Here is a 15,394-nt window from a genome sequence, read left to right as displayed (position 1 = left end):
GAGGACGGCGCCATTACTCCACGCGGCACGGCATGGCGCCATACGCCTTCCGGCTCCATGCGCCGAGCCGTGCCCGCGATGCGCCAGACGGCCCTCCGGCAGCTGTGCGAGCGAGGCCCAGCGCGCACTTCAGCGCAGTCGCCGGGCCATGCGCGGACGGGCGTGATAACGTGCGCACGCCAGCGTCGTGCCAGCGATCTCATCCGATCCATCGAGGAATGACGATGCTGCGCACCTGCCCTGTTCCCTGCCCGCCGCCACTGCCGGTGCGGCGGCCATGACCGCCCAGATCACCGACGCCGACACGCTGCAGCGCTGCATCGGCGCGCTGCCCGGTCCGCGCGACATGAAGGTCATCGACCACCTGGACGCGTGGGCGGTGCGCTGGCTGAAGGCCTCGCCGCTGGCGTTCTTCGGTTTCGGCGACGCCGAAGGCATCGCCATCACCGTCGGCGGCGGCCCGGCCGGGTTCGCCCGGACCGATACGCCGAGCACGCTGGATCTGCCGCCCACCCGGCTGGACGATCCGCGCCTGGCGCGCGCCGGGCAGAGCTTCTGCTCGCTGTGGCTCGTACCGGGGCTGGGCGAGACCCTGCGCATCAACGGCCAGGTCGCCGGGGTCGAGGACGGCCGGATCGGCATCGCCGTGCGCGAGTGCTATCTGCACTGCGCCAAGGCGCTGATCCGCTCGGACTTCTGGCAGGCCGCGCCCGATCCGCTCGCCGCGCCGCTCACGCCCGTCCAGGCGGCCGCCCGCAGCCGCTTCCTGGTCCTGGCCACGGTCAATGGCGCCGGCCAGGCCGACCTCAGTCCCAAGGGCGATCCGGCCGGCGCCCTGCTGCAGGCGGACGAGGCGGCGCTGTGGCTGCCCGACCGCCCCGGCAACCGGCGCGTGGACAGCTTCCGCAACCTGCTCGAACAGCCGCGCCTGTCGCTGGCCGCGCTGGTGCCGGGACAGACGCGGCTGCTGCACGTCCGTGGCACGGCCACGCTGACCACCGATGCCGCGGCCCGGGCCCGCCTGGCCGTCGGCGACAAGCCGCCCAAGCTGGTGACCCGCATCGCCCCGGCGCACTGGACGGTGCGCGACAGCGCCGCCCTGGCCGCCGCCGCGCTATGGCCGGCAGCGCAGCCTCCCGACGACCTGGCGCCCGCGGAAATCTTCAAGGCCCATGTGCGGCTCAACCGCAGCAGCGGCCTGCAGGCGGCGATGGTGCGTGCGGCGGTCGCGGTGCCGGGGCTGGTGCGGCACGGGCTGGATCAGGACTACAAGAAGAACCTGTATTAGGCGGCGCGATGGCCTGCCAGCGTCGTTCCCGCGTTCGCGGGAACCCATGGACGTTGGCGCAGGGCGCGCAAGGCGCTGGTTTCCCGCGTTCGCGGGAACGACGGCGGGGGGATCGTGCAGGTCAGCGCGTCACTGCGTGTCGTGCATGGCGCGGACGTCCATGGATCCCCGCTTTCGCGGGGATGACGAGGTGAAGTATTGCTGCGGCTTTGGTGTCGCTTCGGCGTGATGTCGCTTGGGCTTCTAATCCCTAATCCCTAATCCCTAATCCCTAATCCCTAATCCCGAATCCCCAATCCCAAACGCGCACCGCCCCAGATCGCAGGCAAAAACAGCCCTACGCCAACGGCTCATCCGAAAGATACGTATACCCCGTCAGCCCCGCCTCCAAGGCAGCAGACAGCTCCTGCGCGCGTTCGGCCGACAGGTCGGCGGCGGCCACACGCTGGGCGTAGGCGCTGCGCAGCTCGGCCAGGGAATAGCCCACGTAGTCGAGCATCACGTCGGTGGTATCGCCGCGGCGCTGCTGGGTGATGCGCGTGGTGCCGTCCTGGCAGGTGACCTCCACCGCGTCGGTGTCGCCGAACAGGTTGTGGATGTCGCCCAGGATCTCCTGGTAGGCACCGACCAGGAAGAAACCGATGCGGTAGGACTCGCCCGGCTTCATCGCATGCAGCGGCAGCGAGCTGTCCAGACTCTCGTTCTCGACATAGGTCTTGACCATGCCGTCCGAGTCGCAGGTCATGTCGCAGACGATGCCGCGGCGCTGCGGGCGCTCGTCCAGGCGCTCGATCGGTACGATCGGGAACACCTGGTCGATGGCCCACACGTCCGGGATCGACTCGAACACGCTGAAATTGACGAAGTACTTGTCCACCAGCCGGTCGTTGAGCTCGTCCAGCACCGGGCGGTGGCTCTTTTCCTCGTGGCTCAGGCGCGCGCGCACGCCGTGGGCGATGGCGTAGAACAGATCGTCGATGCGCGCGCGGTGGGTCAGGTCGATCTGCCCCAGCGCGTAGGCGGCCAGGCCCTCGGCGTGGAAGTGCTGGGCTTCCTGGAACAGCTCCACCGCCGGGCGCGTGTCCAGCTCGTCGTGGATCTCGCGCAGGTGGCGCACCGCGGCCGGTTCGTCGTCGTGCGCGTCGGGCACGCGGCCCTCCGGCGCCTGCTCGACCTCGGACACGTTGGCGATCAGCACCGCGTGGTGGGCGGTCATGGCGCGGCCGCATTCGGTGACGATGCGCGGCGGGGCCAGGCCGTGTTCCTCGCAGGCCTCGGCCAGCGGCTGGACGATGTTGCCGGCGTAGGAGCCCAGCCCGTAGTTGATCGAGTAATAGCTGCGCGAACGCGTGCCTTCGTAGTCGATACCGAGCCCGCCCCCGACATCGACATGGCTGATCCGGGCGCCCAGCGCGGAGAGCTCGACGAAGTAGCGCACCGCCTCGCGCATGCCGTTGGCGATGTCGCGCACGTTGGAGATCTGGCTGCCCATGTGGAAATGCAGCAGGTTCAGGCAGGCCGCGTACTCGGTGTCGCGCAGGGTCTTCCACAGGTCCAGCACCTGGCGCGGGGACAGGCCGAACTTGGCCTTGTCGCCACCGCTGTTCTGCCACTTGCCCGCGCCCAGCGAGGCCAGGCGCATGCGCACGCCCAGGCCGGGCATCACCTCCAGCGCCTTGGCCTCCTCCAGCACCAGCTTCAGCTCGGAGGGCTTCTCGATGACGATGAAGGTCTCCAGGCCCAGCTTGCGGCCGATCAGCGCCAGCCGGATGTACTCGCGGTCCTTGTAGCCGTTGCACACGATCAGGCCGCCGGGGCGCGAGAGCGCCAGCACGGCCATCAGCTCGGGCTTGCTGCCGGCCTCCAGGCCGAAGCCCTCGCCATGGTGCGAGGCCAGCGTGCCGGCCACGCCGCGGTGCTGGTTGACCTTGATCGGATAGACGGCGGTGTAGCCGCCGGCGTAGTTCCAGTCCGCCTGCGCCTGGGCGAAGGCCGCCTGCAGCTTGCCCAGGCGCTGGCCCAGGATGTCGGGAAAGCGCACCAGCAGCGGCAGCTTGGCGCCCTCGGCGCGCGCGGCGTCGACCACCTCCGGCAGCGCCACCACCGGGCCGCCCGGGCCCTGCGGGGCCACCGTGATGCGCCCGGCCGCGTCCACGTCGAAATACCCATCGGCCCAGTGCGGGATCGAATAGGTCTTGCGTGCCTGGTCGGTGGACCACTGCGTCATCGGTGCTGCCTGGAAACGTGAGGGGCGCGCATTCTATCGCCCCCCTCCTTTCGCCGCTGTGTCAGCGCCCCCGCCGCCAGATCGGCGTCCCGGCCGCCTTGCGCAATCGACCGGCATAGCGACGGCGATCGGCACCGTCGAACACCTGGATCGAACCGGGTAGTTCCACCGCATCCAGCACGCGCTGCAGCGCTTTTCCGCGGCTGAATATCAGGCCGCGCAGCTGTACCAGCAGCAGAAAGTGCTCGCCTGCATCGTCGTCGGGCAGGGCCTTGCGCACCAGCCAGGCGCGCCGCACCACGTTGGTCTTGACCAGCGCCTGTCGCAGTCGCGCGAGCGCCTCGCCCTGGAGGCCGTGCGGCAGGAACCGATCCTCTCCCGACAACGTGAAGCGGCGCTTGGTCAGTGCGCGCTGCCGCCGCTGCCAGCCCTCGAACTCGGCTTCCACGGCCCGGGCCAACGGCGCGTCACCCCTCGCCTGGTAGAAGGCATGGAGGCGCTGCAGGACCGCACCGGTATAGCCGGCATCCAGCGTAATGGCCTGCCGCAGATGCGCCACACCGGCCGCGTCGTCCCGGTCCAGCAGCAGCGCCCCAAGGCGGAGCTGGCCTTGCAGATGCGTCGGCACCTGCGCGACCGCCGCCTGCAGCGCCGCAAGCTGGTCCTGCTCGTCCTGCTGGAAATGCCCGGCCAGCAGCAGGTATTCCACCTCCTGCTCCGGCGAGCGCTGCATCCGGGCCAGCTCGGCCACGCGCAGGGCCTGCTCCTGGCGCCGCTGGTATTCGGCCATCCAGTTGCCCTGCACCTCAGCCTGCCAGCGCTGGCTGAATTGCTGCTCCAGGCGCGGTAACAGGTCGCCCAGCAGGGCCTCGGCTGCCGATTGCGCCGGCTCGGTCAGGGCGATCTGCGTCGCGCCAAGGGCAGAGAGGCGGACGCTAAGCGGTGGGTGCGTGTCGTCCAACCCGGCATCATGGGCCAGCGCGCCTTCCAGCCATTGGGCGTCGCCCGGATGCCCATGACGCAGCGCCGCGCCCATGTCGCGATACAGCAGCTCGGGCGGGTGCGGCCGTTCTCGCACGGTCTCATGCACCGCGGGCAGGAAGTCCTGATGCAGGCGAGCGCCCAGCACGCTGGTCTTGACCAGGGCATCGGCCACCGTCTGGCCACCGGACACCCGTGCGGCGATCCGGTCCGCCGCCAGCTCGTTATCGCGCGCCAGTACGAAGCTGTAGGCATTGAAGTAAGGCGCGTACCAGCCGAAGAACTTGCGGAACATGCCCGCCGCCCAGGCGTCGCGTACCTCCAGCGCGTGCAGCAACCTGAACCAGCTCAGCCGCACCCGATAGATCCACGCCCCGAAACGGCCGTGACCGCCGCCCAGGTGGCCGAATTCGTGGGCGATCACCGCAGCCAGCTGCTCGCGGCTCAGCGCCTGCATCAGAGGCAGGCCGAGCACCAGGAAGTGTCGATGCCCCAACAGCCCCAACACGCGCGGCACGCTGGCCGCCGCCGCATTCAGGTCGGTATCCACGATGATGCCCGCCAGCGCCGGCGCGCCCGCCGCCCTGCGCAGGCGCTCGACCTCGGCCTCCAGCAGCGGCGCCTCGCCCGGCGCGATCCGGTAGCCGTCCGGGGGCTCGATCCGCACCCACAGCGCGCGCAGCACCGAATAGCCGAAGATCAGCGGAATCAGGATCAGCTTGAACAAATGGGCGACCAGCGCCGGCTTGATCGCCGCCAGCACCACCACCAATCCGACCGAAACGCCCAGCGCCCCGACCACCGAGCCGGCCAGCACCGCGAATCCCAATCCCGCCAGCCCGGCCAGCTGAAGCCGGTACAGCAGCGGCGCGGCCACCGCGCGGCGCTGCAGGCGCTCCACGAGCGCTCGATATGCCTCGACAGACTGCATCCTGCGTCCCCTGTTCGTGAACTCCATCCCCCACGGCGGATGCTAAGCCACAGACCCGGGAACGCAACAGGCGGTGGGCTACAATTGCGCCCCTTTTTTGCCCGGACCGCCCCCCGATGAGCGACAACGACGCCTGGTACATCGAACACTTCCAGCCCACCGGCTCGGCGATCGGTTTTCGCCTGAAGGGCAAGCTGGACGAAGTGCAGTCCCCGTTCCAGAAAATCGAGATCTACGACAGCACCGACTGGGGCAAGTTGATGGTGATCGACGGGGCGATGATGCTCACCACCAAGGACAACTTCTTCTACCACGAGATGATCAGCCACCCGGTGCTGTTCACCCACCCGAACCCCAAGCGCGTGGTGATCATCGGCGGCGGCGACTGCGGCACCCTGCGCGAGGTGCTCAAGCACCCGGGCGTGGAAAGCGCGACCCAGTGCGACATCGACGAGCAGGTCACGCGCATGGCCGAGAAGTACTTTCCCGAGCTGTGCGAATCCAACGGCGATGCCCGCGCCGAGCTGCTGTTCGACGACGGCGTGGCCTACATGGCCAACTGCCCGGCGGGCAGCGTGGACGTGGTGATCGTGGACTCCACCGACCCGATCGGCCCGGCCGAGGGGCTGTTCAACCAGGCCTTCTTCGAAAGCTGCTTCAAGGCGCTCAAGCCCGACGGCCTGCTGGTGCAGCAGTCCGAATCGCCGCTGGCGCTGCTGGACCTGATCCGCGACATGCGCGCGGAGATGGGCAAGGCGGGCTTCAAGTCGTTCAAGACCCTGCCCTTTCCGCAGCCGTGCTACCCGACCGGCTGGTGGAGCGTGACCATCGCCTCCAAGGACGCCGGCGCGGACTTCGCGTTCCGCGTCCAGGACGCGCAGGCCAAGCCGTTCCAGACCCTGTACTACACCGCCCACCAGCACACCGGCACGCTGGTGCCGCCGCCGTTCGTGGCCCAGGCGCTGGGCGAAGGCTGATCCCAGCGCGCGCCCGGACAGGACGCGAGCGATGCAACCCAACGCCGCGCGGGGCAGCCCGCGCGGCGTTTTTCGTTGCGAGCATCTGTTGGCGAAGCTTGGCAGCGGATGGAACCAAGTCCTTTGGGTCTTGCGGGCTTCGCCCGCGTCCTCCCCCCAGTCGCTAGCCGCGACTTCGAGCTCTCCCGGTGGGAGGGGGCTCACAAAGAAAAGGGATCAGAACTTCTTCCGACCGAAGCCTTATGACTTGACGCGCGAGGCGGCGGGCCGGCGGGCGGGGGCCGCGCCTAGCGAGGCAGGAAGCCGAGCGCCCGAGTCAGGGCAGGATGCCCTGACCGAGGGAAAAGCGGACGCCGCCCGCCGGCCCACTGCCCTTCCGAAGCCGAGACGCCCACTCGCCGCGCCGTGCTGCGATCCCACGATCCCGCGATCGGCAAAAGAATCCCTGTCTCCGGAGGAACTCCGGCCCAGCAAGTAACGCAATGTCACCCACGCGCCATCCCCGCATGCGAGGCTGCACGGTCACGCAGGGGCGACCACGCGCGCCTGCTTCCAAGGAGTGCATGATGCGATCGACCCTGTTCTTGATGGCCTGCATGGGCGCCACCCTGTCCTTCCACGCCGCCGCACAGGACACGCCACCGACCCCGGTGCCGAACGACCGGCCCCTGGTGATCGGACACCGCGGCGCCAGCGCCCTGCGGCCCGAACATACCCTGGCCTCCTACGCCAAGGCCATCGCCGACGGCGCCGACTACATCGAGCCCGACCTGGTCTCCAGCAAGGACGGCGCCCTGCTGGCGCGCCACGAGAACGAGATCGGCAGCACCACCGACGTGGCCGCACACCCCGAGTTCGCCGCCCGCCAGACCACCAAGACCATCGACGGCCATGCCGTCACCGGCTGGTTCACCGAAGACTTCACCCTGGCCGAACTGAAGACCCTGCGCGCGCGCGAACGCCTGCCCAAGCTGCGCGGCACCGCCTTCGACGGCCAGTTCCAGCTGGTCACCCTGGACGAGATCATCGACTTCACCGCCGCCGAGTCGGCCGCGCGCGGGCGCGTGATCGGGCTGATCCCGGAGATCAAGCATTCGACCTACTTCCAGCAGCAGGGCCTGCCGATGGAGGCCAAGGTCGTGGCCACGCTCGATGCGCACGCCTACACGCGCAGCGCGCCGGTCGTGATCCAGTCCTTCGAGATCGCCAACCTCAAGCGGCTGCACGCCCTGCTGGGCGATACGCATCCCAACGTGCGCCTGGTCCAGCTGATCGACGCGCCGAACGAGCGCCCCGGCGACGTGCTCGCCGCCAACGGCAGCACCACCTATGCGCAGATGCTCACCCCGCAGGGCCTGAAGGCCATCGCCCAGTACGCCCAGCTGCTTGGCCCCGCCAACCGCATGCTGCTGCCGCTGGACGCCCAGGGCAACCTGGGCAAGCCCACCGCGATCATCGCCGACGCGCATGCGGCCGGACTGAAGGTGGTGCCCTACACCTTCCGCCCCGAGAACGCCTTCCTGCCCAAGGACCTGCAGCAGGGCCGCGCACCGGCCACGCGCAGTGATGCCGGTTCGATCCGCGAGATGCGCGCCTTCCTCGATGCCGGCGTCGATGGCTTCTTCACCGACGACCCGGCCCTGGGAAGACAGGCAGTAGACGACTGGCATAAACCCTGAGGAACGCGTAGCGCCTGCGCCGCAGTACGTCACAACGCGCGTATCGCCCGACACGCGCGCAACGCCGCGCCAACTTCGTAAGAAAGTCTTCATGTTCGTCGGTCAAGGTGTTCGGGCGCCTACGCGCCCTCCCTTGACCAACGACGCTTCGAACATGCACATCCGCTCCCTGACGGTCGCGGTGTCGCTCGCCCTGTGCGCTGCGAACGCCTACGCCACCGACGACACCCCGCCCGCCGCGCCGGCCGACGCCGACACCACCGCCAAGACGCTGGACAGCGTGTCGGTCATCGGCCGCGGCGAAACCCGCCAGGTGCAGCGCATCACCCAGGTCGACAAACAGGTGCTGCCGCCGGGCACCAGCGGGCAGAAGCTGCTGGACAAGCTGCCGGGCGTGTCGGTGCAGTCCAACGACGCCTTCGGCGCCAACGAGGAATCGCAGTCCATCACCCTGCGCGGCTTCGACAAGAGCCGCCTGGGCTACACGCTCGACGGCATCCCGCTGGGCGACAACAGCTACGGCAACTACAACGGCCTGAGCATCTCGCGCGCGCTGATTCCCGAGAACCTGGCCGGCGTCGAACTGTCGCAGGGCATTGGCTCGCTCGGCGTGGCCTCCACCAGCAATCTGGGCGGCACCCTGCAGTACTACTCGCAGGACCCGGACACCGAGGCCGGCGGCCGCCTCCAGCAGACCATCGGCAGCGACCACCAGAACCGCACCTACCTGCGCGCCGACACCGGCGACCTGCACGGCTTCTCGGCCTACGTCTCCGCCGTGCGCCAGGACGCCGACATGTGGGCGCCGCCGCACCAGGCGCAGAAGACCAAACAGTTCAACGCCAAGGCGGTGTGGAACGTGGGCGACAACCGCTTCGGCGCGTTCATCGCCACCTCGCGCGTCAACCAGCCCAACTATTCCTACCTGTCCAAGAGCATGCTCGCCCGCGGCCTGGGCCGGGACTGGAACATCTACGCCCCCGACTGGGACCGCGCCGTGGCCGCGGCCTACTGCGCGCCGGCGACCTACAACGCCGCGCGCTGCCGCTTCAGCGGCGGGGTCAACAGCATCGACGATGCCTACTACCAGAGCCGCGCGCTGCGCGACGACAACCTCTACGCGCTCGATGGCGACATCGCCCTGGGCAGCGAGGCGCACCTGAAGCTGCTGGCCTACCACCACGAGAACCGCGGCCAGGGCCACTGGTGGGCGCCGGGCCAGGCCTCCTACCCCAACACGCCGCAGGCGCTGCCGATCTCGATCCGCTCAACCAACTACACCATCAACCGCACCGGCGGCACCGCGGCGCTGGACTGGCGCTGGGGCCTGCACGAGCTCGAGGCCGGCCTGTGGTACGAGTACAATGACCACAACGTCGAGCGCAATTTCTACTACGTCAGCGGCCCGTTCCTGGACGACTTCTACCTCAACCGGCCCAACCGCCGCCTGTTCGACCAGGACTACACCATCCGGACCCGCCAGTTCTACATGCAGGACCGGATGCGCTTCCTCGACGACCGCCTGACCGTGGACGTGGGCATCAAGAGCCCGCGCACCGAGATGACCGCCAAGGCCAAGCCCGGCGTGGAAACGCTGCTCGCCAGCGGCACCCTGGTGGCCAAGAAGAGCGCCCTGCCGCAGGTCGGCCTGGGCTTCAAGTTGAACCAGGACAACGAGCTGTTCGCCTCCTACGCGCAAAACATCGCCGCCTTCGTCGGCGGCGGCAGCGGCGGCCCGCTGCAGGTCACGCCGCAATCCTTCGCCGCGGCCAAGGGCCTGGAGCCGGAGAAGTCGCGCACGCTGGAAGCCGGCTGGCGCACCTTCGGCGAGCACTACCAGGCCTCGCTGGCGGCCTACCACGTGCTGTTCGACAACCGCCTGCTCTCGCTCAACCCGTGTTCGAGCATCGAAGTCGGCACGCGCCCGGAGTGCGTCACCAAGTTCGTCAACGTCGGCTCGGTCAAGAGCAACGGCGCCGAGCTGACCTTCATCCTCAAGCCCGGCGCGGGCTTCGAGTGGTACAACGCGCTGTCCTGGAACAAGAGCACCTACGAGGACAACTACGTCTCCGGCGGCCAGGTCGTGCCGGTGGCCGGCAAGATCACCGTCGACACCCCGCAGCGCATGGCCTCCAGCGAACTGAGCTGGCGCGGCGGCGGCTGGAACGTCAGCCTGCGCGGCAAGTACACCGGCAAGCGCTACTACACCTACACCAACGACCAGTCGGTGCCGGGCGTGACCACCTTCGACTTCGGCACCGGCTACGACTTCGGACCCGGCCTGGGCCTGCGCAACGTGCGGGTGTCCTTCAACGTGGCCAACCTGACCGACAAGCGCTACGCCGGCCAGCTCAGCTCGTTCGCCCCGACCGACCCGGCCGGCACGCGCTATGCCATCCATGCCGATGCGCCGCGGCAGTACTTCCTGACCTTCGGCGCGGACTTCTGACCGCCCAGGCCAGATTGGTGTGACCCCGGGCGGGGCGCGGACGTAAGTCCGCGCCCCGCTTGCGTTTTGGGGGGTCTGGGCCGGGGCAGGACGAGGCCGCCCGGAGGACGGGGGGCTGATTTCCGGCGTCTGCGGCCGGCCTGGGAAAGCCCTCGCCGCCATGGCGGCTCCCACCCTGTAGAGCGGAGCTTGCTCCGCTGGGGCTTTCCCACGAATCGAACGAAAAGCAGCGGAGCAAGCTCCGCTCTACAAGGAGGCCGCGGCTTACCGAGCCCTCGTGGCCCCAGGCGGACGTTTGGCGCTTCGGAGCCCGCCCGATCACCCCCTCCAGCGGAACAGTCTCTGTCGGAATTTCGTTACACCCTCATGTCGGAAAGCCGTTAGAATTGTTTGCCGAACCAAAAAGTTCAGTAATTCCGCAGCTGTTGGTCCCCGGACTCCCCACCGGCCCACGCGCGAGGCAACCGACTTATGAATACCGCCCTGCTCCCCTTCCACCCCGGCGCGCGCCTGCCGGCGACCGCCAAGCTGCTCAAGCGCGGCGAGCGCGTCCTCGAACCGGACGTCTACGTCACGCCCTACGAGGGCCGCCCGGTGGTGGTCAAGGATTACCGCCGCTATGCCGGCACGCCGATGGCCCTGCTGGCCCGGCTGCTGGTCTGGCGCGAGGCGCGCATGCTCCGGCATCTGGCCGGCTGGCGCCATGCGCCGATGCTGCTGGGCACGGCTGGCGGCCTGCTGCTGGGTATGGAATTCGTCTCCGGCACCGTCCTGGGCGGCGATGCGATGGACGCCGGCAAGACGGTGTTCCGCCAGCTGCGCGCCATGATCGCCCAGCTGCACGCCGCCGGCATCACCCACAACGATCTGCACACCTCCAACCTGATGGTCAGCGGCGGCACCCTGGTGCTGCTCGACTACGCCTCGGCCATGCGCCTGCCGCGCTGGATGATGCGCCTGCCCCTGCTGCGCGAACTGCGCCGCTCGGACCTGGCCAACGCGCTGAAGATCCAGCGCCGCCTGACCGGGCGCGAGATCACCGGCATGCGCGCACGCGTGGTCGCCCAGCGCCCCTGGGTGAGCGGCGTGCGCAACGGCTGGAAGCGCTTCTACGCCTGGAGCAAGGCCTGAGCCCAGCGCCGCCGCCCTGCGCGGCGGAGCTCGTCCTCGGAATTTCGGGCCCGCTCCATGGGCGAGCGAGCCCGAGCAGGAACGACGTGGGCCACCGCTTGCGAGCCTGCCTCCAGAATCAGTTCGTGTCGGGCTGGATAGCGAAGACGCCTGCTTGCCGGACTGCACGCAGCCGTCGCCGAGCGGCTGCCTGGCGCTGGCCTCCGCATAGCGCGCACCGCGCTGCGCTCACCGCGGTCCTGAGATGATGGCGAGATCGCCGTATTCGAAGGACCATCCGGTGAACAGAAGGCAGGACCATCCCGCGGTCGCGACGGACGACAAAGCACGCGCATCCGTCCCCGAGCCGCAGCCGTCCCGCGCCGCTCGACGCCTCGCCGGCGCGCTGTGGAGCGCCGCCGGCGTGATCTACCTGGCCGCGGAGTACGTGGCGTCCACCGCCTTTCCCGGCTACAGCTATGCGACCAACTACATCAGCGACCTCGGCGTGCCCGAAGTGGGTGTCGTGGACGGCCGGCATCTCGATTCGCCGCTGAGCTGGGTGATGAACACTGGCTTCGTCCTGCAGGGCGTCTTCTTCCTGATCGCGGCCCTCCTGGCCGCTCGCGCGCTGACGCGCAGGCCGCGCAAGACGACGCTCTGGGTGACGCTGTCGGCGCTGCACGCTTTCGGCATCGTGCTCGTGGCCGCCGTGCCCGGCAGCCAGCAGGCCATCCAGTCCGGCATGGCCGTCTTCCACGGCATCGGCGCCGCACTCGCGATCATCTGCGGAAACCTGGCCGCGGCGGCCGGAGGCTTCGCGCTCGGCGGGCGCGGGTTCCGCGGCTTCAGCGTCGCCATCGCCGTGTTCGGTCTTCTCTCGCTGGTCGGGCTGTTTGCGCACAACGCGCTCGGGATCGCGGCCATGGCGGACGGCCTCTGGGAGCGTGGGAGCGTCTACACGATCATCCTGTGGGAGCTCGTCGCCGGCATCGTCCTGATCGCGCTCAGCGGCTCGGGTCGGGCTGACGGCGGCTGGCGATCGCGCTGACCAACGCCGCAATGGTGATGCGATCGCGTCGGGTTTCGGACCCATGACCCAGATAAAGCCCTCGAACATCGAGCAGCGTAAGCCGCCAAAACTCCGGAGGGCCGTTGGCGCCGACCATCAGGCCCTGTCGGCCCTGGCGTTGCGCTCGAAGGCATACTGGGGCTATTCGCCGCAGTTTCTCGAAGCCTGCCGCGCCGAGCTTTCCTGGAGCGCGGAGGCGTGCGCATCCGGGCGCTTCTGGGTCGCCGTCGCGAACGACGATCGGATCCTCGGCTTCAGCCTGATCGGCCGAACGCCTCCCATCGGGGAGTTGTGCGCGCTCTTCGGCGATCCCTCCGCGATCGGCACCGGAAGCGGACGGCTGTTGCTGCAGAACGCGCTTCGCGATGCGGCGGCCCTTGGATTCGAGCGCCTCGTCCTCGACGCCGATCCGGGCGCCGAGGCGTTCTACGCCCGTTTCGGTGCCGTCAGGATCGGCCTGGTCCCAAGCGGTTCCGTCCCGGGGCGCTTGCTCCCGCACATGGCGTTCGACCTCGCTGAGACGTCCTGCGGCAGTTGAGACCAGCCCGCGGCCGGGCCGCATCGGAACCGTCGCCTCTGGCGCGTGACCGCTAACGAACGGTCCTTCCACGATAATGTGCGCGAACCGGCGCGCGCGGCATCGGACTTTTCCGACCCGCCGGCGCGCGCCCGGCCGATGGTGGCGCGCGCAGGGCGCATGCGACCTTGGCCACGAGCCCACGGAGCCTGCCATGATCGATCTCAATCCCCTCGATGACCTCGCCCGCCGCCTGAGCGAGCTGGTGCCGCCGGGCCTGCGCGAATCGCGCGAGGACCTGCAGCGCACCTTCAAGAGCGCCCTGCAGTCGGGCCTGGCCAAGCTGGACCTGGTCACGCGCGAGGAGTTCGAGGTGCAGCGCGCCGTGCTGCTGCGCACCCGCGAGAAGCTCGACGCGCTGGAGCGCGAACTGGCCGCGCTGGAGGCGCGCGTCGCCCCGCGCAGCTGACGGTTCCCTCCTTCCGGCGGACACGGAGCGTCCCCCATGAGTCTGGCCCTGGTCCATAGCCGGGCGCGCTGCGGCGTGCAGGCGCCCGGCGTGCAGGTCGAAGTGCATCTCTCCGGCGGCCTGCCGGCCACGCACATCGTCGGCCTGCCCGAGGCGGCCGTGCGCGAGAGCCGCGACCGGGTGCGCGCGGCGCTGCTGTGTGCGCAGTTCGAGTTCCCCGCGCGGCGCATCACCGTCAATCTGGCGCCGGCCGACCTGCCCAAGGACGGCGGCCGCTTCGACCTGCCGATCGCGCTGGGCATCCTGGCGGCCAGCGGCCAGCTCGACCGCCAGGCCCTGGCCGGCTGGGAATTCGTCGGCGAGCTGGGCCTGACCGGCGAGCTGCGCAGCATCGACGGCGTGCTGCCGGCGGTGCTGGCCGCGCGGGACGCGGGCCGGCGCCTGATCGTGCCGGCGGGCAATGGCGCCGAGGCCGCGCTGGTGGCCACCGGCCAGGCCTGCACCGCGCGCACCCTGCTGGAGGTCTGCGCCATGCTGTGCGGCACGCGCGCACCGGCGACGGCGGTGGCCGAGCCGGTCACGCCCTGGCCCGTGCCGGACCTGCGCGATGTCCGCGGCCAGCTGCATGCGCGACGCGCGCTGGAGGTCGCCGCGGCCGGCGGGCACCACCTCCTGTTCGTCGGCTCGCCCGGCTGCGGCAAGACGCTGCTGGCCTCGCGCCTGCCCGGCCTGCTGCCCGAGGCCAGCGAGGACGAAGCGATGGAAAGCGCCGTCATCGCCTCGGTCAGCGGCCGCGGGCTGGACCCGGCGCGCTGGCGGCAGCGCCCGTTCCGCAGTCCACATCACACCGCCAGCGCGGTGGCGCTGATCGGCGGCGGCGCGCTGCCGCGACCCGGCGAGGTCTCGCTGGCCCACCACGGCGTGCTGTTCCTCGATGAGCTGACCGAGTGGGACCGGCGCGCGCTCGAAGTGCTGCGCGAGCCGCTGGAGTCGGGCACGGTCACCGTCGCGCGCGCGGCGCGCAGTGCGGAGTTCCCCGCGCGGTTCCAGCTGGTGGCCGCGATGAATCCCTGCCCCTGCGGCTGGGCCGGCGATGCCAACGGCCGCTGCCGCTGCACGGCCGAGCGCATCGCCCGCTATCGCGGCCGCATCTCCGGCCCGCTGCTGGACCGGATCGACCTGCAGATCGACGTCGCACGCGTGCCGCCGCAGGCGCTGCGCCCCGACGCACCGGCCGGCGAAGACAGCGCCACCGTGCGCGAACGCGTCACCGCCGCCCGAGCGCGACAGCTGCAGCGCGCCGGCGTGCTTAACGCACGCCTGGATCAGGCGCAGACACTCACCCATTGCCGGCTGGCACCACCCGACCAGGCGCTGCTGGAGCGCGCGATCGATCAGATGCGGCTGTCCGCACGCGCCATGCAGCGCACGCTGCGCGTGGCCCGCACCATCGCCGATCTGGCCGAAAGCGAAGACATCACCACCGCGCATCTGACCGAAGCCCTGGGCTATCGCCAGCAGGCGATGACGCCGCAGGTCGATGCGGCGTGAGCAGGACAGCGAGCGCGATATCTCCTGCGTCACAGCAGTTGCAGTGGCATCAAGCTGTGGCGTCAGGATGGGTCCTCAGGACAGCCACATCGCCGCCAATGGCCAAAAAGGCCACAAGGGCGGCTCACACCTGTAGAGCGGAG

11 protein-coding genes are annotated in these 15,394 nt (G+C 69.8%); 9 read left to right on the top strand and 2 right to left on the bottom strand.

All coding sequences use genetic code 11. The features are described 5' to 3' along the window. Window positions 1-277: 277 nt before the first annotated feature. Window positions 278-1,288 (top strand): pyridoxamine 5'-phosphate oxidase family protein, encoded by a 1,011-nt coding sequence (locus ACFJIT_RS18890; protein ID WP_379654585.1) that lies wholly within the window; start codon window positions 278-280, stop codon window positions 1,286-1,288. 337 nt (window positions 1,289-1,625) lie between these two features. Here ACFJIT_RS18890 and speA read toward each other — a convergent pair whose 3' ends face one another. Continuing rightward, complete coding sequence (gene speA, locus ACFJIT_RS18885; RefSeq protein WP_379654584.1) at window positions 1,626-3,515, bottom strand: arginine decarboxylase; 1,890 nt, start codon at window positions 3,513-3,515, stop codon at window positions 1,626-1,628. A gap of 61 nt (window positions 3,516-3,576) precedes the next feature. Then, entirely contained in the window at window positions 3,577-5,454 is a 1,878-nt protein-coding gene (locus ACFJIT_RS18880) for a M48 family metalloprotease (RefSeq protein ID WP_379654583.1), read from the bottom strand. An 89-nt stretch (window positions 5,455-5,543) separates the two neighbouring features. Here ACFJIT_RS18880 and speE point away from each other — a divergent pair, with 89 nt between their 5' ends. The 8 genes from speE to ACFJIT_RS18840 all read left to right on the top strand — a co-directional run bounded on the left by speE (window position 5,544) and on the right by ACFJIT_RS18840 (window position 15,251). After that, a complete protein-coding gene (speE, locus tag ACFJIT_RS18875; RefSeq protein ID WP_131660992.1) occupies window positions 5,544-6,404 on the top strand; it encodes a polyamine aminopropyltransferase in 861 nt (286 codons plus the stop codon). Window positions 6,405-6,967: 563 nt separating this feature from the next. Continuing rightward, window positions 6,968-8,083 carry a glycerophosphodiester phosphodiesterase gene (locus ACFJIT_RS18870; RefSeq protein WP_379654582.1) on the top strand — a complete coding sequence of 372 codons (1,116 nt, stop codon included), beginning with the start codon at window positions 6,968-6,970 and terminating at the stop codon, window positions 8,081-8,083. A 154-nt stretch (window positions 8,084-8,237) separates the two neighbouring features. Beyond that, a complete protein-coding gene (locus ACFJIT_RS18865; RefSeq protein WP_379654581.1) occupies window positions 8,238-10,532 on the top strand; it encodes a TonB-dependent receptor in 2,295 nt (764 codons plus the stop codon). A 471-nt stretch (window positions 10,533-11,003) separates the two neighbouring features. Next, complete coding sequence (locus tag ACFJIT_RS18860; protein ID WP_130535469.1) at window positions 11,004-11,663, top strand: kinase; 660 nt, start codon at window positions 11,004-11,006, stop codon at window positions 11,661-11,663. A 280-nt stretch (window positions 11,664-11,943) separates the two neighbouring features. Continuing rightward, window positions 11,944-12,693 (top strand): DUF998 domain-containing protein, encoded by a 750-nt coding sequence (locus ACFJIT_RS18855; protein WP_379654580.1) that lies wholly within the window; start codon window positions 11,944-11,946, stop codon window positions 12,691-12,693. Window positions 12,694-12,736: 43 nt separating this feature from the next. Further along, window positions 12,737-13,252, top strand: coding sequence for a GNAT family N-acetyltransferase (locus tag ACFJIT_RS18850; protein WP_379654579.1), 516 nt, complete (start codon window positions 12,737-12,739; stop codon window positions 13,250-13,252). A gap of 193 nt (window positions 13,253-13,445) precedes the next feature. Next, the gene (locus ACFJIT_RS18845; protein WP_130521742.1) at window positions 13,446-13,700 is read left to right on the top strand and encodes an accessory factor UbiK family protein; all 255 of its coding nucleotides are present in this window, start codon (window positions 13,446-13,448) and stop codon (window positions 13,698-13,700) included. A 36-nt stretch (window positions 13,701-13,736) separates the two neighbouring features. Further along, entirely contained in the window at window positions 13,737-15,251 is a 1,515-nt protein-coding gene (locus tag ACFJIT_RS18840) for a YifB family Mg chelatase-like AAA ATPase (protein ID WP_379654578.1), read from the top strand. The last annotated feature ends 143 nt before the right edge of the window (window positions 15,252-15,394 follow it).

Origin of the sequence: Pseudoxanthomonas sp. UC19_8, from assembly GCF_042700505.1 — a bacterium.
GTDB classification, from domain to species: domain Bacteria; phylum Pseudomonadota; class Gammaproteobacteria; order Xanthomonadales; family Xanthomonadaceae; genus Pseudoxanthomonas_A; species Pseudoxanthomonas_A winnipegensis.
Note: the sequence above shows the minus strand (reverse complement) of the source record. Positions and strands in the feature narration are given on the sequence as shown.